Below are 18,224 nucleotides of genomic sequence, written 5' to 3'. Positions count from 1 at the left end.
CTCCCGAGGTTTTGTGCCGATTATAGGCCGGAGCGGCGGGCTGGCTGCGTGGTAGCATTCGCCGCCATGAATTCGCCCCGCCTCCCCCCCGCCATCCTGATCATGGGCCCGACCGCCTCGGGCAAGACCGCCGTCGCCCTCGAACTGGCCGACCGTTTCCCGGTCGAGTTGATCAGCGTCGATTCGGCCCAGGTTTTCCGCGACATGGATGTCGGCACGGCCAAGCCCGACCGGGCCACGCTGGAACGCTACCCGCACCGCCTGATCGACCTTATTTCGCCGGAGGAAAACTATTCCGCCGCCCGCTTTTGCCACGATGCGCTGGCCGCGATGGCCGAGATCAGCGCAGCCGGCAAGGTGCCGCTGCTGGTCGGCGGGACGATGCTCTATTTCCGCGCCCTGTTGCAAGGCCTGGCCGACCTGCCGCAGGCCGATGCCGCGCTACGCGCCGAGATCGATGCCGCGGCGGCGGCCGACGGTTGGCCGTCGATCCACGCCAAGCTGGCCCAGCTCGACCCGGTCACCGCGGCCCGTCTGCACAGTACCGACAGCCAGCGCCTGCAACGGGCCCTCGAGATCTGCCTGCTCACCGGCCGGCCGATGTCGGCCTTGCTGGCCGAAAGCGAACACCAGCGGCCGGCCTACGATTTCCTGTCGATCGGCCTGTTGCCGTCCGACCGCGCCGTGCTGCACGAGCGCATTGCCCGGCGCTTCGACGAAATGCTGCTGGCCGGGCTGGCTGACGAAGTGCGGATGCTGCGCGAGAAATACACGCTGCGTCCCGATCTGCCGTCGATGCGCTGCGTCGGCTATCGCCAGGCCTGGGAGGCGCAGGATGGCACGATCACCAAACGGGAATTGCGCGAGCGCGGCATCTTCGCGACCCGCCAATTGGCCAAGCGCCAGATCACCTGGCTGACCAATTCCTTCGCGGCGGAAAATTTCGACTGCCTGGAGCCGGCGCTCGGCGGCCGGATCGCCGCCCGCGTCGCCGCCTTCATCAACTCCTGAGCAGCCCTTCGAGGCTGCCCGCCAGGCCCTGCAGTTGTTCGATGGTGACCAGGCTGGCGTCCTGGGCGCCAACCATGCGCTGCATGAAACCGCCGGCCAACGCGGTCATCTCGTCTTCCTGCTGCTCGGTCAGGCCGAGGCTGACGAAGGACTTGATCAGCGCCTCCTGGAATTCGATCATCACCTGGGTCAATTCCAGCGAATTGCGCCGGTAGTTGGCTTGCACCGCCTCGAGCGTAGCGTGCACCCGCGGCAGCGCGGCTTCGATGCCGGCCCGTCGGCGCTGGGCCAGCGAATCGACCTCGATGGCCTGCATCCGCGCATCGGCCCCTTCGGCCAGCAAGGCGCCATTGTCCCGGATGCGGCCGCAGCGATCGGGATCGTCGAGCGGCATGTTCTTGACCATCAGCGTCACCCGACCGTAATTGAAGACGCAGCGCGAACTGAACTGGAATATCCGCCCGGACTGCCGGACATGGTTGAGCACCGACACTTCGAGCGGCAAATCGTGGCCGTGCTGGCTCAGCGAATAAGTCTCTTCGCCGAGGCGGAGTTGCACCGCCGCATCGAGCTCGTATTGGCGCATCGAATCGAGCAGCGCCGCGGCCAGTTCGGCGACGCTGCCGCAGGCGAAAGACTTGCTGAGGAACTGCAACACGACCCCCAGCTCGCCCATGCTGACCATCGCCGACATCGCGGTGCGCTGGGCGTAGCCGGCCTGTTCGTGCAAGGCCTTTTTCTCGGCCAGGATGCGCTTGGAAACCTGCAGTTTGCGCAATAGCTCGGTCGGCTCGAAAGGCTTCTGGATGAAGTCGTCGCCGCCGGCCTCGTAACAGAGCAGCCGGGTATCGATGTCGTCGCTCGCCGAAACGAAGACCACCTGAATATCCTGGGTGTCCCAGTCATTCTTCAAGCGGTGGCACAGATCGAGGCCGTCGATGCCGGGCCGCGCCATTTCGAGCAGGACGATTTCGGGCTTGTCGGCGGCGATTGCCGCGAGGCAGTCTTCGCCATTGGTAAAGCAGGTACGGCGAAAGTCATCCTCCAGGATGCCATCGATGGTTTTAAGGACGATCGGATCGTCATCGACGATATATACGCGCAATCTGGACTCCATTCGGTTCTTGATATTGTAGTGAGGGTACAGCGAGCATCCCGGCCATGTCGATGCCAATCGATTATTCTGCGACAGCCTCCTTGCGCTCGGCCAGCAGCGAATACACCGTCGGCACGACGAACAGCGTGAAGAAGGTCCCGAGCAGCATGCCGCCGACAATGACCCAGCCGATCTGCTGGCGCGACTCGGCACCGGCACCGCTGGCCAGCGCCAGCGGCACGGCGCCGAGGACCATCGCCCCGGTAGTCATCAGGATCGGCCGCAGACGCAGCGTCGATGACTCGATGACCGCTTCCTTCAGGCCGCGCCCCTTCTCCTGCAACTGGTTGGCGAATTCGACGATGAGGATGCCGTGCTTGGTAATCAGGCCGACCAACGTCACCAGACCGATCTGGCTGTAAACATTGAGCGTGCCGCCGCTCAGCCACAGCGCAAGCAGCGCCCCGGCGATCGACAGCGGCACGCTGAGCATGATAATGAAGGGATCGCGAAAGCTTTCGAATTGCGCCGCCAGCACCAGGTAAATGAAGGCCAGGGCCAGGCCGAAAGTGAGCAGCAACGAGGATGACGACTGGCGGAATTCGCGCGACTGGCCGTTGTAATCGACCGCATAGCCCGGCTGCAGGATCCGCCCGGCGACGCCGTCCATGTACGTCAGGGCTTCGCCCATCGTGTAGTTGGGCGCCAGATTGGCGGTGATGGTCACGGCGCGGCGCTGACCGAAGTGATTCAGTTCGCGCGGCGCAATCGTCTCCGAGACGCTGACCAGATTGTCGAGCGAGATCATGCTGCCGTCGCGGCCGCGGGCGTAGATGTCGCGAATGTCGTCCGGATTGCTGCGGTCGACGTCCGCCACCTGGACAATCACGTCGTATTGTTCGCCGTCGCGCTTGAAGCGGGTGACCTGACGGCCGCCGAGCAGGGTTTCCAGCGTCCGCCCGATGTTTTCCACGGAAACCCCCATGTCGGCGGCCTGGTCGCGCTTGACCACCACCGACAACTCCGGCTTGTTCAGTTTGAGGTCGGTATCGACATTGGTCAGCCCCGGGTTCTTCGCCAGTTCGCCAAGGAACTGGCTGGTCACCTGCTCCAGCTCCTCATACGAGGCCGACGTCGCGATGACGAAATTGATCGGCCGTTCGCGCGGGCTCTGGCCGAGCGAGGGCGGCGTCACCGGGAAGGCCAGGACACCGGGAACGGCCTGGAATTTCGGGAACAATTCCTTGGCGATATCCGGCGAACGGCGGCTGCGCTGACTCCAGTCGGTCAGGCCGACGAAGGAAATCCCCTGACTGACGATCGGGTTGCCGGCGACCACGAAATAACGGTCGATTTCCTTGGTCTGGCTGTAGATGTCTTCGAGCTGGCGGGCGTATTTTTCGGTGTAGCCGAGAGTCGCGCCATCCGGGCCGGAGAAAATGCCGAGAATGACGCCGCGATCCTCGATCGGCGCCAGTTCCGATTTCAGCGCCTTGAGCAGGAAGCCGCTCGAGGCCGCCACCACGACGAAGCCGAGCATGACGATCCAGCGCCGCTGCAAGGCGGTGGTCAACACCCGCTGGTAACCGGCATTCAGCCAGTTCAGGAAAGTCTCGATGAGGAGAAAGACCTTGCTGTGCTTTTCCTCGTGCTTGAGCAAGGCGCCGCACATCATCGGCGACAGGGTCAGCGCGACGAAGCCGGAAACCAGCACGGCGCCGGCCAGGGTCAGCGCAAATTCGATGAACAGCTTGCCGGTCCGGCCGGTCATGAAAGCGACCGGGGCATAGACGGCGGCCAGCGTCAGCGTCATCGCCACCACGGCGAAGCCGATTTCCTGCGCTCCCTGCAAGGCGGCCTGGCGGCGCGGCATGCCGTCCTCGATATGGCGATAGATGTTTTCCAGCACGACGATCGCGTCGTCGACGACCAGACCGATCGCCAGCACCAGGGCGAGCAGGGTCAGTGTATTGATCGTGAAGCCGAGGGTGAACATGATGGCGAAAGCGCCGACCAGCGACACCGGAATGGTGACCAGCGGAATCAGCGTCGCCCGCAAATTGCGCAGGAAGAAGAAGATGATCGCCAGGACCAGCAGGATCGCTTCGCCGATGGTCTTGAAGACGGACTGGATCGAGCGGTCGATGAAGATCGACGAATCGTAGGAGATATCGGCCGTCATGCCGGCCGGCAGTTCGCTGATCAGCTTCGGCAACTCCTTGCGCAAGGCCTGCGAGATCTCCAGCGGATTGGCCGTCGCCTGCTTGATGACGCCGAGCGACACCGCCGAACGGCCCTTGAAGCGCACCGAGGTGCGCTCGGCGGCCGGGCCGATTTCGACGCGACCGAGGTCGCTGATGCGGACCGGGTAGCCGTTCGCCGTTTTGACGATGACCGCGCCGAACTCTTCCGGCGTTTTCAGATCGCTGTTGGCGACCACCGAAAACTCGCGCTCGCGGCTCTCGATGCGGCCGGCCGGCACTTCGACGTTCTGCTTGCGCAGCGCGTCCTCGACGTCGGCCGGGGTCAGCTGGTAGGCGGCCAGGCGCTGGCGATCCAGCCAGATCCGCATGGCGAAGCGACGGTCGCCGAAAATCCGCACATCGGCCGCCCCCGGCAAGGTCTGCAGCTTGGGCTTGACGATGCGGTTGGCAATATCGGTGACCTCCAGCGCCGAATGCTTGTCGGAGGAAAAGGCGACCCAGATGATCGGGTTGGCGTCGGCCTCGACTTTGGCGATCACCGGCTCGTCGGTTTCATCCGGCAGCTTGTTGCGCACCCGGGAAACCCGGTCGCGCACGTCGGCCGCCGCCGAATCGGGCGCCTGCTCGAGCTTGAAACGCACCGAAATCTGGCTGTTTTCGGCCCGCGAAATCGAGGTAATCACTTCGACGCCTTCGATGCCGGCCAGCGAATCCTCGAGCGGCTTGGTCACCTGCGATTCGATGATGTCGGCCGACGCACCACGGTAGGTGGTGCTCACCGTCACCACCGGCTCGTCGATCTTCGGATACTCGCGGACCGGCAAACGGTCGTAGGAAACGATGCCGAGCAGCATCACCACCAGCGACAGTACGGTGGCGAACACCGGCCGCTTGATGCAGACCTCGGAAATCTTCATTTGGCGGCAGCCCCGGCCGCCGGCGTGTCCGCCCCGACGGCGCGCACCGCAGCGCCTTCGCGCAGCTTCAACTGGCCGGCCGTGACCACCACATCGTCGGCCGCCAGCCCATCCACCACTTCAACCTGGGCGGCGCGGCGGACGCCGAGCTTGACCTTGACCAGCACCGCCTTGCCATCGACCACCCGGTACACCGCCGGCTGGGTGCCGGGAACGATGGCCTGCTCGGGCACCATCAGCACCGCCTGGCGCTCGCCAAAGAGCAGGCGGACACGGACGAACAGGCCGGGCCGCAGCTTGCCGGCCGCATTGTCGAGCCGGGCCCGGGCGGAAATCGCCCGGCCGCCCTGATCGACCAGCGGATCGACGGCTTCGAGCCGTGCCGGGAAACGCTCGCCGGGCAAGGCATCGCTCGTCACTTCGACGCTCTGCCCCGGCTTCAGCCGGCCGAGATAACTTTCCGGCAAGCGGAAATCGACGCGCAGCGTGGCGATGTCTTCAATATTGATCAGGTCCTGGCCTTCCTTGACGTAATCGCCGACGCTGATGTTGCGCAAACCGACCATGCCCTTGAACGGCGCCACGATCCGGGTCCTCGCCACCTTGGCGGCCGCCAGCTGGACGGCGGCTTCCTGAATCTTCAGGGTGGCGGCGGAACTTTCCACGGCCTGTTCGCTGAGGAATTTCTTGCCGAGCAATTCCTGATTGCGCTGATGATTGCTTTTGGCCAGGGCCAGATTGGCCTTGGCCTGCGCCAGCTCGGCCTCGGGAATCGCCGCATCGAGCGCCACCAGCAAGGCGCCGCGGGCGACGATGGAGCCATCCTTGAAGCCGACCGCCGATACCCGCCCGGGCGTCTCCGGACGCAGCACGACGGATTCGCGGGATTTCAAGGTACCGACCGCCGCGACATCGTCGGCAAAGTCGCTGACCTTGACCCGGGCCACTTCGATGGCCATCGCCGAACCGCCCGGCTTGCCACCGGCGCCGCCCGCTCCCGGCGCTGCGGCGGCCGGCAGCGGCCCGTTGGTCGGCGCCCGGTTGGCGACATAGGCGAAATAGCCGACCGCCAGCAAGCCGGCAAGCGCCAGCGCGACGATTCCTAAATGGTTTTTTTTCTTCATGAGAGTGGCCAAGGCTGCACGCGGACCCGGTGGTCAGGCGAAAAACGGATTGTAACGAAGTGCCCGGTGGGCCAAAAATAAATCTGCCCGACCGACGCCAAACCCTCTAGTCGCCGGCCACTTGGTCGAAATCGGGCAAGCGCGGCGGGCGGCCGCAGGAGGCACATTCGACTTCCGGCTCGAAGGCGGCGCGACAGACATCCGCCCCCAGCCCCTCGACACCTTTGCGCAACGCCGCAACGCGAACCAGCACGACGCCGGCACTGAGCATTTGCAGATATTCCGCCACGCCGCGCGAGACGTCGATGACCCGCCGCCGGTGTTTGACATGCATCCGGTCGTTGACCTTGACGATGGCGCACAGGTCGCTATCCAGGCGATGCACGGCGACCAGGCTGCCGAGCGGGAAGTGATTGCTCGCCCCGGTGAATTGCCGGACATCGAAGGCTTCGCCGGTCGCCGTCTTGCGCCCCTGGAAACCGTGGCCGTAAAAACTGGCATGGCCATGCAGACCGACGGTGTCGGCGTCGAGAATTTCGGCCGGCCCGATGGCCGGAAGTACGGATTTTTTTGGCGGAGCGCCTTTGCCGGCAGCCTTGACCGGCTTCTTGGCCGCCTTGCCGGCCGGCGGCTTGGCGGATGGCGTCTTGCTCGCCGCCCAGACGGTCGACGAGACTTGCCACAACAGCAGGCTGCACGCCAGGGCGGCAGCCCGCCGCAGGCTGTCAGACCACGAGGGTCTGCGCTTCGTCACCCTGACGTGCCCGAATCTTGCCGATGTTATAGACGGCTTCGCCCTGCGCCTTCAGTTCGGCGATGGCGGCATCGGCATCGGCCGCCGCAACGACGATGACCAGGCCGATACCGCAGTTGAAAACGCGGTGCATTTCGTTCTCGGCGACATTGCCTTCGGCCTGCATCCAGTCGAACAGCTTCGGACGCGGCCAGGCAGCCTTGGTCAGTTCGGCGACGGTGTTTTCCGGCAGCACGCGCGGCACGTTTTCGAGCAGGCCGCCGCCGGTGATATGGGCCATGCCCTTGACCGCGACCTTTTCGAGCAGCGCCAGCACCTGCTTGACGTAGATGCGGGTCGGCGCCATCACGACGTCGGCCAGCGTCCGCTCACCATCAAATTTGGCATTCATGTCCGGATTGGAACGTTCGATGATCTTGCGGACCAGCGAGTAGCCGTTCGAGTGGGCGCCCGAGGAAGCCAGGCCGAGCACGACGTCGCCGGCGGCGATCGACTTGCCGTCGATGGCTTTCGATTTCTCGACGACGCCGACCGCGAAACCGGCCAGATCGTATTCGCCGGCCGGGTACATGCCCGGCATTTCGGCGGTTTCGCCGCCGATCAGCGCGCAGCCGGCCAGTTCGCAGCCCTTGGCGATGCCGCCGACGACGGCAGCGGCCGTATCGACATCGAGCTTGCCGCAGGCAAAGTAGTCGAGGAAGAACAGCGATTCTGCGCCAAGCACCAGGATGTCGTTGACGCTCATCGCGACCAGATCCTGGCCAACGGTGTCATGGCGGTTCAGATCGAAAGCCAGACGCAGCTTGGTGCCGACGCCGTCGGTACCGGAAACCAGCACCGGCTCCTGGTAACGTTTCGGCACTTCGAACAGCGCACCGAAGCCGCCGATGCCGCCGAGCACGCCTTCGCGCAGGGTCTTCCTGGCCAGCGGCTTGATACGTTCGACAAGGGCATCGCCCGCATCGATATCGACGCCGGCATCACGGTAGGAGAGGGAAGTAGTCTGGGTCATGGTCTGGGGAACTCGCCGGGCGCGGCGGTCAGCCGCTGGAAAAAAAGGCGATTTTACCCGAAACCGGCAGGCGCCCCTAACCTGCCGTCAGGCCACGAGATTTCGGCCGCCGCCAATGGCAACGGGATGAATTATCATGACGCCCATGAAAATCCTGATCGTCGACGATGAACCGGCCATCTCCGACACGCTGGCCTACGCCCTGCGCGGCGACGGCTTCACCGCCGAAAGCTGCACCCTCGGCGCCGAGGCCCTGACCTTGCTCGGGGCCGGCGGACATGATCTGGTCGTGCTCGACGTCGGCCTGCCCGACATGAGCGGTTTCGACGTTTGCCGCGCCCTGCGCCGCCATTCCGACGTGCCGGTGCTGTTCCTGACCGCCCGCTCCGACGAGGTGGATCGCATCGTCGGCCTCGAACTCGGCGGCGACGACTATGTCGCCAAACCGTTCAGCCCGCGCGAAGTGGTGTCGCGCATCCGCGCCATCCTGCGCCGGCTGCATCCGGAACCACGCCGGGCGCCACCGGCCAGTCCGCCGACCGGACGTTTCGCCGTCGATCGCGACGGGCAGCGTATCGCCTACCGTGGCACCTGGCTCAACCTGACGCGCTACGAATATCAGCTGCTTGCGCTGCTGCTGACCTGCCCGGGCCGCATCCTGAGCCGCGGCCAGATCATGGAAGCGATCTGGCAGGACGGCGGCGAAAGCCTCGAACGGACGGTCGACACCCATATCAAGACGCTGCGCGGCAAGCTGCGCAGCGTGCACGCCGACGAGGAAACCATCCTTACCCATCGCGGCCTCGGTTACAGCGTCGTCGCCGGATAAGGCCGCGATGAACATTTCCGTCCGGCTGTTCTTTGGCTATTTCCTGGTGGTCGGCCTGGCCGCCTGGTTCGTGCTCAACACCTTCACCCATGAAACCGAACCCGGCATCCGCCAGGCCACCGAGGAAACCCTGGTCGATACCGCCCACGTTCTCGCCGAGATGGCCGCCATGGAGCTGTCGGCCGGCCGCATCGGGCAAGGCGCCTTTGCCGACTCGCTGCGCGCCGCCACCCGGCGCAGTCCGCGCGCCAATATTTCCGGCGTCGAGAAGGAAACCATCGATTTCCGGGTCTATGTCACCGACCCGCACGGTATCGTCGTCTACGACTCCGAAGGCACGGCCGTCGGGGCCGATTACGCACAGTGGCGCGACATCGCCCGCGTCCTGCGCGGCGAATACGGCGCCCGCAACACCCTCGAAAACCCGGCCGATCCGAACTCCTCGGTGATGTACGTCGCCGCCCCGATCTTCTGGCAGGGCGAACTGATCGGCGTACTGTCGCTGGCCAAGCCGCTCGCCTCGTTGCACCCCTACATCGCCCGCGCCGAGCAGCGCGTCAAGCAGTCCGGCCTGTTGCTGCTCGCTGCCACCGCGGCGATCGGCCTGTTCTTCTCCGGCTGGCTGAGCTGGTCGATCAACCGGCTGCGCGCCTACGCCCGCGATGTCGCCGACGGCCGCAAGGCGGAACCGCCGACCAGCGGCGGCCGGCAGTTTTCCGAGCTGGCCCGCGCCCTGGCCGAGATGCGCGAACGACTGGAAGGCAAGCAGTACGTCGAAAGATACGTGCAGAACCTGGCGCATGAAATGAAAAGCCCGCTGACCGCGGTGATCGGCGCCGCCGAAATCCTCGAAGGCGATCCGCCGGCCGCCGACCGCCGCCGCTTTGCCGACAGCATCGGCGAGCAGGCGCGCCGCCTGCAGGCGATCATCGACCGCATGCTGATGCTTGCCCGGGTCGAACAATTGCAGGCGCCGGAAGGGATTGCCACGGTCGATCTGGCCGAACTCCTGAAAACCTGCATCGAACTGCGCCGCCAGCAGCTCGACGCCCGCCACCTCGATTGCCGGCTGAGCGCTACGCCGGTCAGCATCCGGGGCGACGCCTTCTTGTTGCAACAGGCCGTCCTCAACCTGCTCGACAACGCCATCGAATTCTCGCCGGAAGGCGGCCTGATCGAGCTTGCCCTGAGCCACACCGAAGAAGGCAGTGAAATCACCGTGCGCGACCACGGCGCCGGCGCCCCCGACTATGCGCTGCGGCAACTGTTCGACCGCTTCTACTCGCTGCCCCGCCCGGCCACCGGCCGCAAAAGCACCGGTCTCGGCCTGGCGCTGGTCAGGGAGGTGGCGCGGCTGCATGACGGTGATGCCGAGTTCGCCAATCACCCGGACGGCGGCGGGGTCGGACGGATTCGGCTACCGCCTGGTTAAGGCGAAAAAATGCGGCGAGTGTGAAATTTCTCCTTGCCTTCGCTCCGAAAACCCCCGGCAAAATAAAACGTAAGCCACTGTTTTTAAAAGAAATTTGTGTCGATATTGCTTACACTTGCCGGGCCGGCATTTGCCTGAAACTATCTGAATAGTTAAAAAATCAAGGGCTTGTCTTCGGTGGCCCCGTTTTTGCTGATAGCTGGTTTTTCCCGGACCAGCCTGACCATGAAAATTCTCAAATCCGCCCTTCTCGCCGGCCTGATTGCCACCGCCGGTGCCGCCCAGGCCGCTGCGGTCACGATTACCTTCGCCAACCCGATCTTCGATAGCCTGCCCGGGGCTGACTCGGACGCGGTGCGGGCGACCTACAAGACAGGCAACAGCACGCAGAACTTCTCGGCAAACGTCGGGCTGTTCACCGGTTCAGCCAGCAAATTGAGCGGCGTCGAAGCCGGCATCTTCATCAACGGGGTCAATGACGTACTGATGTACTGCTACGACATTTTTCAGTCGATCTCGGGTGGCAACAAGGTCGATTACACGATCAACTTCAATGGCCCGACCCAACGCACGCTCGATTTCCTCGGTGCGGTGAACTACGTGATGAACGGAAACTCGAACAGCTGGAACGACCCCTTCGCCTGGGTGCGGCCGCTGACCGGGTTGCAGGGCTCGGCCATCCAGCTCGGCATCTGGGAAAGCCTGTACGAAAATCCGTCGAAGAATTGGGACATCACTAAAGACGGCTTCACGGCCACCGATTTGCAGGCCGAGACCAAAGACTGGCTGACCAATTTCTTCAACGCCATTCCGGCGGCCAAGAGCCTCGACAAGAAATACGCAATGACGCTCACCTCGCCGTATTACCAGGACATGATCACCGCCGACCCACCGGTCGCTGCCGTCCCGGAACCCGAGTCGCTGGCCCTGCTTGGCCTGGCCCTTGGTGCTCTGGCTCTGACGCGCCGCAAAACTCGCCTCTAAACGGTCGTCCGGCGCCAGCTTGCTGGTGCCGCCCGAGCAAGGCCCCGGCCGCACTGGCCCGGGGCCTTTTCCATTTCAAGTCCGGCCCGCCTCATTGGCTGGCAGCACGGCGCAGCGCGATCAGGCCGGACGGACGCCGGCCATCCAGCGATAGAACATCCGCTTGGCCAGTTCGACGACCAGCAGGTAGGCGACGACCATCGCCCCGAGGATCGCGTAGAACTTCAGGGGTGGCGCGACGAAGCCAAAGTAGCTGCCGACCGGCGTGAAAGGCAGAATCACCGCCAGGCCGACGATCAGCAGCGAGGACGCGAAGAGCACCGGATGCGGACGGCTTTTGAGCAGGTTTCCCCGGGTCCGGATGATGAAGATGACCAGCACCTGGGTGCAGAGCGATTCGACGAACCAGCCGGTCTGGAACAGCTTTTCATCGGCCTGCAGCACGGAGAGCAGGATGTAGAAGGTCAGGAAATCGAACAGTGAGCTGATCGAGCCGATAACCAGCATGAAATTGCGCACGAAGGCCATGTCCATGACGCGCGGCGTGCGGATATCGACGGCATCGACCTTGTCCAGCGGGATGGGGATTTCCGACAGGTCGTAGAGGATGTTGTTGAGCAGAATCTGGGTCGGCAACATCGGCAGGAAGGGGAGGAACAGCGCCGCGCCGGCCATGCTGAACATGTTGCCGAAATTGGAACTGGTGCCCATCAGGATGTACTTCATGATGTTGCCGAAAGTCCGTCGCCCTTCCTCAACCCCGGCATGCAGGACATGCAGGTCATGGCGCATGAGGATCATGTCGGCTGCTTCCTTGGCCACGTCGACGGCCGAATCGACCGATAGCCCGACGTCGGCCGAATGAAGCGACGGCGCGTCGTTGATGCCGTCGCCAAGATAGCCGACGACATGGCCGCGCGCCCTCAGGGCGCGAATGACCCGTTCCTTCTGGGCCGGATTGACCCGGCAGAACAGGTTGTTGTTATCGACCCGCGCCTGCAGCGCATGATCGTCCATCTCGGCGATTTCCCTGCCGAGCAATATTCCGCTGACCGGTATTTTCAACTCGCCGCAGACATGCCGGGTGACCAGTTCGCTGTCGCCGGTCACCACCTTGATGCTCACCCCGAGCCGGTTCAGCCCAGCCAGCGCGGCAGCGGCACTGGCCTTCGGCGGATCGAGAAAAGCGGCAAAGCCGGCCAGCACCAGTTCGCTTTCGTCGCTGACCACGGCATGCGGATGATCCAGCGGCACCTCCCGCCAGGCGATCCCCAGCGCCCGGAAGCCTTCTTCCTCCAGCGCATGGAACTGCCCGGCAATGGCGGTTCGCGCGGCGTCATCGATGGCCAGCGGACTTTCGCTGGCGGCCGTCTGGTACTGGGTGCACAGCCCGACGATCTCGTCCGGCGCGCCCTTGACCACCAGCCAGCGGGTCTTGCCGTTGTCGATCAGCACCGAGACACGACGCCGCTCGAAGTCGAAGGGAACCTCGTCGATCTTTTTCCACTGGCTGCTATCGATCTGTTGATGCGCCAGGATCGCCTCATCGAGCGGGCTTTTCAGGCCGGTCTCGAAAAAACTGTTGAAATAGGCCAGTTCAAGGACGCGTTCGCTCGGCTTGCCGTCGGCATCGAGATGCTTTTCCAGACGAATCTTCGCTTCGGTCAACGTGCCGGTCTTGTCGGTGCACAACACGTCCATTGAGCCGAGGTCCTGGATCGCCGACAGGCGTTTGACGATCATGTGCCGCTTGGCCATCCGCAACGCGCCGCGCGACAAGGTCACCGAGACCACCATCGGCAGCAGCTCCGGCGTCAGGCCGACGGCCAGCGCCACGGCGAAGAGGAAGGATTCCAGCCAGGGCTTGTCGAAGAACATATTGACGAGAAGGACAAACATCACCATGAGGACCGTCAGGCGCATGATCAGCATGCCGAAACGGCGGGTCCCCAGCTCGAAGGAGCTGGCTTCCGCCGGTTTGGCAACGCTGTCGGCAATTTCGCCGATCGCCGTTGCCGCACCGGTCTTGACCACCACCACCCGGGCGCTGCCGCTGATTACCGAGGTGCCCATGAAAACCGCGTTGGTCGCCTCCTGCAGGTCATCGCCACTACCCGACGGCGGGCCGGGGCGTTTCTCAACCGGGTAGGTCTCGCCGGTCAACAGCGACTGTTTGACGAAAAGATCGCGCGCCTCGACCACCAGCCCGTCGGCCGGAATCAGGTCGCCGGCCGACAACAGGACGAGATCGCCGGGCACCAGTTCGCCGACCGGGACATCCCTCGACACACCATCGCGCAGCACGGTGGCCCGCACCGAGACCGACTGCCGCAACTTGTCGGCGGCGGCGTTGGCCCGATGCTCCTGGACAAAATCGAGGGTGACGCTGAGCAACACGATGCTGCCGATGATGATGAAGTTGGTCACCTCGCCGGTCAGCGCCGAAACGCCGCTGGCGACCAGCAGGATCAGGACCAGCGGATTCTTGAAACGGGCCAGGTACTGGCGCCACAAGGCTTTCTGGGGACGGTCGCGAAATATGTTGGGACCGAACTGGTCAAGACGCGCCTTCGCCTCGGCCCCGGACAAACCCGCCGCGGCAACTGCCGCCCCCTGCTCCCCCGGCGTTTGCGCCACAAGCCACCACGGCCGAACTTTTGCATCTGCCGGCATTTGACATCTCCTGACTGGCCAGTTGGCCACCGGCGTTCAGGATAAGCCGATTTGGCCGATCCGGCAGCGCCATGAGCCCCGACTTCACGCCCGCTTCACACGGCTTCACCCTGCCTTCGACAGGCGTTCACGCGACGCGCCGAAACTTGGCTCACTTTCAAACAAGGGAGCCTGAAATGGACAAGAGACTGTTCTACAAGATTGCCGCGATCTGCATCATGTCGCTTTTGCTGCTGGTGCCGCTGGCCCTGATCAAGGACCAGATCCGCGAGCGCAGCCAGCGCCAGAACGAAGTGCAGGCGAGCATCGCCAACAGTGCGGCCGGGCCGCAGACGCTGGTCGGGCCGATACTTGCCGTGCATTACCGCGAACAGGTCGAGATCGCCGTACCCAAGGAAGAGCAGTCCGGGCGGGGCGAAACCCGAATGCAGGTGGTCGAGCGGACCCTGCTGTTGCCGCCGGAAAGCCTCAACATGGCCGGCGAAACGGTGGTCGAAACGCGCAACCGGGGTATCTACCAGGCCCGGCTGTTCCGACTCGGGCTGATCAGCAGCGGGCGTTTCGTCGTCAAGCCCCTGGCCGAGACGCGCACCGCCGGCCGTATCCTCGAGGCACGGGCCGAACTGGTGCTCGGCATTTCCGATCCGCGCGGCGTCAATAACGACCCCGAGGCGATCATCAACGGCAAGCCGCAGCGTTTCGCCTCGCCCGGCGCCACTGGCGCGGATGGCAAGGAGTCGCCGGTACGCCGCCTGAGCATCAACCTCGGCCCGCTCGATGTGCAGCGCGAAAGCCGCTTCGACTTCAGTTTTCCGCTGCAATTGACCGGCACCGCCCGACTGGCCATCGCGCCGACCGGCGAAGCGAACCACATCGAGTTGAAATCGGCCTGGCCGCACCCGAATTTTGCCGGCCGTTTTCTGCCCACCACCCGCACGGTGAGCAAGGACGGCTTTACCGCCGATTGGCAAATCTCGCATCTGGCGCGCAACTTTGAGGCGACGCTGAACCCGGCGCGCGGCGAATTCCTGAGCATCGATTTCGTCGATCCGGTCAATGTCTATCTGCAGTCCGAACGCGCCGTCAAATATGGCGTGCTGTTCATTGCCCTGACTTTCGCCGGCTTTTTCCTGACCGAAATCCTGCGCCGTTCGCCGATCCACCCGATGCAGTACCTGCTGGTCGGTCTGGCCCTGGCCATCTTCTTCCTGCTGCTCATCGCCTTCTCGGAACATCTGCCCTTCCCTCTCGCCTACGGCCTGTCGGCGGTGGCCTGTATCGGGCTGATCGCCACCTACCTTTCCGGCGCGCTGGGCGGCGTCCGCCAGGGCTTTGCCTTCGGCGCCGGACTGACCGGCCTCTACGGCGTGCTGTACGGCGTCCTGCTCTCCGAGGACAACGCCCTGCTGATGGGCAGCCTGCTGCTCTTCCTCGCCCTCGGCGCCACCATGCTCGCCACCCGCCGCCTCGACTGGTATCGCCTCGGCACCCAGCTCAACGGCCAGGCCGAACAATGAACCGCCAACCGACCGGGCGGCTGGCCTGCGGCGCCGCCCTCCTTTTTCCGCTGCTGCTGCTCGGCCTCGCCTGGCACCTGAAGCACCCGCTGCTGTACTGGCTGCGTCACGTCGAAACGCCGCTGCTGCTGGCCCTGGCGACCGGCGGCCTGGCTTGGCGGCGCGGCTTTCCCGGCCGCCTGCCGGTGGCCTTGCTGCTCGCCGTCATCGTTGTCACACTGGCCCGCGAAGGCGAGTATCAAGCCCAGCGCGCCGCCGTGCTGGCCGGCGGCGACAGCCTGCGAACGGTGGGGGAGCATTTCATCGTCGGCTTCACCGACTTTGCCGAACTGCAGCCGCTGGCCGCCGGCGGCCTGATCGGCGGCATCTACCTCGGCAAACGCAATCTGCGCGGCCGCAGCATGGCCGCCGTGGCGGCCGACATCGCCGCCCTGCAGGCCGTTCGACGACGGGCCGAGCTGCCGCCGCTGATCGTCGCCGGCGACCAGGAGGGCGGCCCGGTGTCGCACCTCTCGCCGCTGCTCGAAGCGATGCCACCGCTGGCCAGCCTGGTCGGCAGCAACGATCCGCCGGCCGCGGCCCGGTGCTACGGCGCCCGCCAGGGACGCGGTCTGGCGGCGCTCGGCGTCAATCTGAACTTCGGCCCGGTACTCGATCTGCGCCCGGCCGCGCCGGACCAGCCGCACGATCGGCTGAGCCGGATCGCCGCCCGCGCCATCGCCGCCGACCCGGCCACCGTCGGCGCGGTGGCATCCGGTTACATCGACGGCCTGGCCGACAGCGGCGTGCGCGCCACGCTGAAGCACTTCCCCGGCCTCGGCCGGGTGCGACAGGACACCCATCTGCGGGCCGCCCAGCTCGACGACTCGCCGGCAACCCTGGCCGCCGATTGGCAACCGTTCCGCCAACTGGCCGGCCATTCCGGCGCGGCGATGATGCTCGGTCATGTGACGCTGGCCGCCATCGACCGGCAACGCGCCGCCTCGCATTCGGCGGCGGTGATCGATGGCCTGCTGCGTAGCGAGTGGGGCTACGACGGCGTGCTGATCACCGACGACCTCAACATGGGCGCCGTCTACGATCTGGGCATTGGCCGGGTGGCGAGCGAAGCACTGGCGGCCGGCGTCGATCTGGTGCTGGTTTCCTACGACCCGCGCCAGTTTTACCGGGCCGTGTACGCGGCGGCCGACGCGCTGGAGCGCGGCGCAATCGCCCATTCCCGCTTGCGGCACAGCGCCCGGCGGCTGGCCGAGTTGCTCCCGCCGGCCGAAAGCCGAGCCGAGTTCCGGAGCAATGCTAAAATCGCGGCCCCTGTTTCATTCCCATGTCCCGATGCGCCAGCTGATTCTCGATTTGCTGCCGGAAAGCCCGCCCACGCTGGATAACTTCGTGCCCGGCGGCAATGCCGAAACGCTGGCGGCGCTGACCGGCTGGCTGGCCGGCGCCCGCGCCGAAACCTCGTTCTACCTGTGGGGCGAAGCCGGCTCGGGATGTTCCCACCTGCTGCTCGCCAGCGGTTTTGCCTACGTCGATGCGGTCAGCGATCCATCACTGGCCAAGGCCCCGGCCAGCGGACAACTGGCCGTGGACCACGTAGACGAATTGAACGACGCCGGCCAGATCGCGCTGTTCAATCACTTCAACCGCCTGAAAATGGCCGGCGGCATGCTGCTCACCGCCGCCCCCCAGCCGCCGGTGCATCTGGCCCTGCGCGAAGACCTGCGGACCCGGCTCGGTTCGGGCCTGATCTACCGCCTGCAACCGCTGTCCGACACCGAGAAGGCCGAAGCGATTGCCGCCCAGGCCAAGGAACGCGCCTTGAAACTGTCGCCGGAAGCGATCAACTACCTGCTGCGCCACGCGCCGCGCGACATGCGCACGCTGTCGATGCTGGTCGTCGCGCTCGACCAATACACCCTCGAACAAAAACGCCCCGTCACGCTGCCGCTGCTGCGCGAACTGCTCAACCTGGAAACGAACGCATGAACCTCGCCCTCTTCGACCTCGACAACACCCTGCTGATCGGCGATTCCGATTTTGAATGGGCGCAATTTCTGATCAGCAAGGGCGTCGTCGATCGCGAGTTGCAGGAAGCCAAGAACATCGAGTTCTACGAGCACTACAAGGCCGGCACGCTGGACATCTACGAATTTCTGATCTTCCAGTTGGCGCCGCTGACCCGCCACAGCCGGGCCGAACTCGATGCCTGGCACCGCGAATACATGGACCGCCACATCCGCCCGATCATCAGCCAGCCGGCCCGCCAACTGGTCGACGAACACCTGGCCAATGGCGACCTGTGCGCCATCGTCACCGCCACTAACAGTTTCGTCACCGGGCCGATCGCCCGCGAACTGGGCGTTCCGCACCTGATCGCAACGACCGCTGCGGTCGATGCCGCAAACGGCGCCTTTTCCGGCGGCCCGCGCGGCACGCCATCCTTCCGCGACGGCAAGATCGTCCGCGTCGAAAGCTGGCTCGAATCGCTCGGCCTGTGGTGGGGCAGCTTCGACGACAGCTTTTTCTACAGCGACTCGCACAACGACTTGCCGTTGATGGGCAAGGTGAAGACGCCGGTGGCCGTCGATCCGGACGACAAACTGCGTCAGCACAGCAGCGAATTGGGCTGGAAGATCATTACATTGCGGTAAAATCCGCCTTTTCCCGTAGC

The 18,224-nt window shown here is 64.8% G+C and carries 14 protein-coding genes; 8 read left to right on the top strand and 6 right to left on the bottom strand.

Going from position 1 to position 18,224, the window contains the following annotated elements; all coding sequences use genetic code 11:
- Positions 1–66: 66 nt before the first annotated feature.
- Positions 67–1,011 (top strand): tRNA (adenosine(37)-N6)-dimethylallyltransferase MiaA, encoded by a 945-nt coding sequence (miaA, locus tag KI611_RS06235; RefSeq protein ID WP_226418962.1) that lies wholly within the window; start codon positions 67–69, stop codon positions 1,009–1,011.
- Here the strand turns inward: miaA and KI611_RS06230 are convergent.
- The 5 genes from KI611_RS06230 to purM form a co-directional block, all read right to left on the bottom strand.
- Complete coding sequence (locus KI611_RS06230) at positions 1,001–2,116, bottom strand: two-component system response regulator (protein ID WP_226418961.1); 1,116 nt, start codon at positions 2,114–2,116, stop codon at positions 1,001–1,003. The two genes, miaA and KI611_RS06230, sit on opposite strands and share 11 nt — an antisense overlap.
- Before the next feature lie 73 nt (positions 2,117–2,189).
- Positions 2,190–5,228, bottom strand: a complete 3,039-nt coding sequence (locus KI611_RS06225; RefSeq protein WP_226418960.1) for an efflux RND transporter permease subunit — start codon at positions 5,226–5,228, stop codon at positions 2,190–2,192.
- Positions 5,225–6,352 (bottom strand): efflux RND transporter periplasmic adaptor subunit, encoded by a 1,128-nt coding sequence (locus KI611_RS06220; protein ID WP_226418959.1) that lies wholly within the window; start codon positions 6,350–6,352, stop codon positions 5,225–5,227. Before KI611_RS06220 ends, KI611_RS06225 begins: the two co-directional genes overlap by 4 nt.
- A 106-nt stretch (positions 6,353–6,458) precedes the next feature.
- Positions 6,459–7,106, bottom strand: a complete 648-nt coding sequence (locus KI611_RS06215; RefSeq protein WP_226418958.1) for a septal ring lytic transglycosylase RlpA family protein — start codon at positions 7,104–7,106, stop codon at positions 6,459–6,461.
- Positions 7,078–8,118: a phosphoribosylformylglycinamidine cyclo-ligase gene (gene purM / locus KI611_RS06210; protein ID WP_226418957.1), complete on the bottom strand. Its 1,041-nt coding sequence runs from the start codon at positions 8,116–8,118 to the stop codon at positions 7,078–7,080. Before purM ends, KI611_RS06215 begins: the two co-directional genes overlap by 29 nt.
- Before the next feature lie 136 nt (positions 8,119–8,254).
- Here purM and creB point away from each other — a divergent pair, with 136 nt between their 5' ends.
- The 3 genes from creB (at position 8,255) to KI611_RS06195 (ending at position 11,363) form a co-directional block, all read left to right on the top strand.
- Entirely contained in the window at positions 8,255–8,947 is a 693-nt protein-coding gene (gene creB, locus KI611_RS06205) for a two-component system response regulator CreB (RefSeq protein WP_226418956.1), read from the top strand.
- Between the two features lie 7 nt (positions 8,948–8,954).
- Positions 8,955–10,379, top strand: coding sequence for a two-component system sensor histidine kinase CreC (creC, locus tag KI611_RS06200; RefSeq protein WP_226418955.1), 1,425 nt, complete (start codon positions 8,955–8,957; stop codon positions 10,377–10,379).
- Between the two features lie 225 nt (positions 10,380–10,604).
- Positions 10,605–11,363, top strand: a complete 759-nt coding sequence (locus KI611_RS06195) for a PEP-CTERM sorting domain-containing protein (protein ID WP_226418954.1) — start codon at positions 10,605–10,607, stop codon at positions 11,361–11,363.
- Between the two features lie 120 nt (positions 11,364–11,483).
- Here KI611_RS06195 and mgtA read toward each other — a convergent pair whose 3' ends face one another.
- Positions 11,484–14,036 (bottom strand): magnesium-translocating P-type ATPase, encoded by a 2,553-nt coding sequence (gene mgtA / locus KI611_RS06190; protein ID WP_226418953.1) that lies wholly within the window; start codon positions 14,034–14,036, stop codon positions 11,484–11,486.
- 176 nt (positions 14,037–14,212) lie between these two features.
- Between mgtA and creD the strand changes: the two genes are divergently transcribed.
- The 4 genes from creD to KI611_RS06170 are packed head-to-tail and all read left to right on the top strand — an operon-like array spanning position 14,213 to position 18,204.
- Positions 14,213–15,553, top strand: coding sequence for a cell envelope integrity protein CreD (gene creD, locus KI611_RS06185; RefSeq protein WP_226418952.1), 1,341 nt, complete (start codon positions 14,213–14,215; stop codon positions 15,551–15,553).
- Positions 15,550–16,938, top strand: coding sequence for a glycoside hydrolase family 3 N-terminal domain-containing protein (locus tag KI611_RS06180; RefSeq protein WP_226418951.1), 1,389 nt, complete (start codon positions 15,550–15,552; stop codon positions 16,936–16,938). Before creD ends, KI611_RS06180 begins: the two co-directional genes overlap by 4 nt.
- Complete coding sequence (gene hda / locus KI611_RS06175; protein WP_226418950.1) at positions 16,886–17,539, top strand: DnaA regulatory inactivator Hda; 654 nt, start codon at positions 16,886–16,888, stop codon at positions 17,537–17,539. Before KI611_RS06180 ends, hda begins: the two co-directional genes overlap by 53 nt.
- The gene (locus KI611_RS06170; protein ID WP_226418949.1) at positions 17,536–18,204 is read left to right on the top strand and encodes an HAD family hydrolase; all 669 of its coding nucleotides are present in this window, start codon (positions 17,536–17,538) and stop codon (positions 18,202–18,204) included. The genes hda and KI611_RS06170 overlap by 4 nt, the downstream gene beginning before the upstream one ends.
- Positions 18,205–18,224 lie beyond the last annotated feature (20 nt).

Origin of the sequence: Dechloromonas denitrificans (genome assembly GCF_020510685.1) — a bacterium.
GTDB classification, from domain to species: Bacteria; Pseudomonadota; Gammaproteobacteria; order Burkholderiales; family Rhodocyclaceae; genus Azonexus; species Azonexus denitrificans_A.
This window is presented reverse-complemented; position numbering and strand designations above follow the sequence as displayed.

Bases quoted from the DNA above. Each gene is read 5' to 3' on its own strand.
- creC (WP_226418955.1), top strand. From the start codon at position 8,955: ATGAACATTTCCGTCCGGCTGTTCTTTGGCTATTTCCTGGTGGTCGGC.
- KI611_RS06225 (WP_226418960.1), bottom strand. From the start codon at position 5,228: ATGAAGATTTCCGAGGTCTGCATCAAGCGGCCGGTGTTCGCCACCGTA.
- miaA (WP_226418962.1), top strand. From the start codon at position 67: ATGAATTCGCCCCGCCTCCCCCCCGCCATCCTGATCATGGGCCCGACC.
- mgtA (WP_226418953.1), bottom strand. From the start codon at position 14,036: ATGCCGGCAGATGCAAAAGTTCGGCCGTGGTGGCTTGTGGCGCAAACG.
- creB (WP_226418956.1), top strand. From the start codon at position 8,255: ATGACGCCCATGAAAATCCTGATCGTCGACGATGAACCGGCCATCTCC.
- creD (WP_226418952.1), top strand. From the start codon at position 14,213: ATGGACAAGAGACTGTTCTACAAGATTGCCGCGATCTGCATCATGTCG.
- hda (WP_226418950.1), top strand. From the start codon at position 16,886: ATGCGCCAGCTGATTCTCGATTTGCTGCCGGAAAGCCCGCCCACGCTG.
- KI611_RS06180 (WP_226418951.1), top strand. From the start codon at position 15,550: ATGAACCGCCAACCGACCGGGCGGCTGGCCTGCGGCGCCGCCCTCCTT.
- KI611_RS06220 (WP_226418959.1), bottom strand. From the start codon at position 6,352: ATGAAGAAAAAAAACCATTTAGGAATCGTCGCGCTGGCGCTTGCCGGC.
- purM (WP_226418957.1), bottom strand. From the start codon at position 8,118: ATGACCCAGACTACTTCCCTCTCCTACCGTGATGCCGGCGTCGATATC.
- KI611_RS06195 (WP_226418954.1), top strand. From the start codon at position 10,605: ATGAAAATTCTCAAATCCGCCCTTCTCGCCGGCCTGATTGCCACCGCC.
- KI611_RS06170 (WP_226418949.1), top strand. From the start codon at position 17,536: ATGAACCTCGCCCTCTTCGACCTCGACAACACCCTGCTGATCGGCGAT.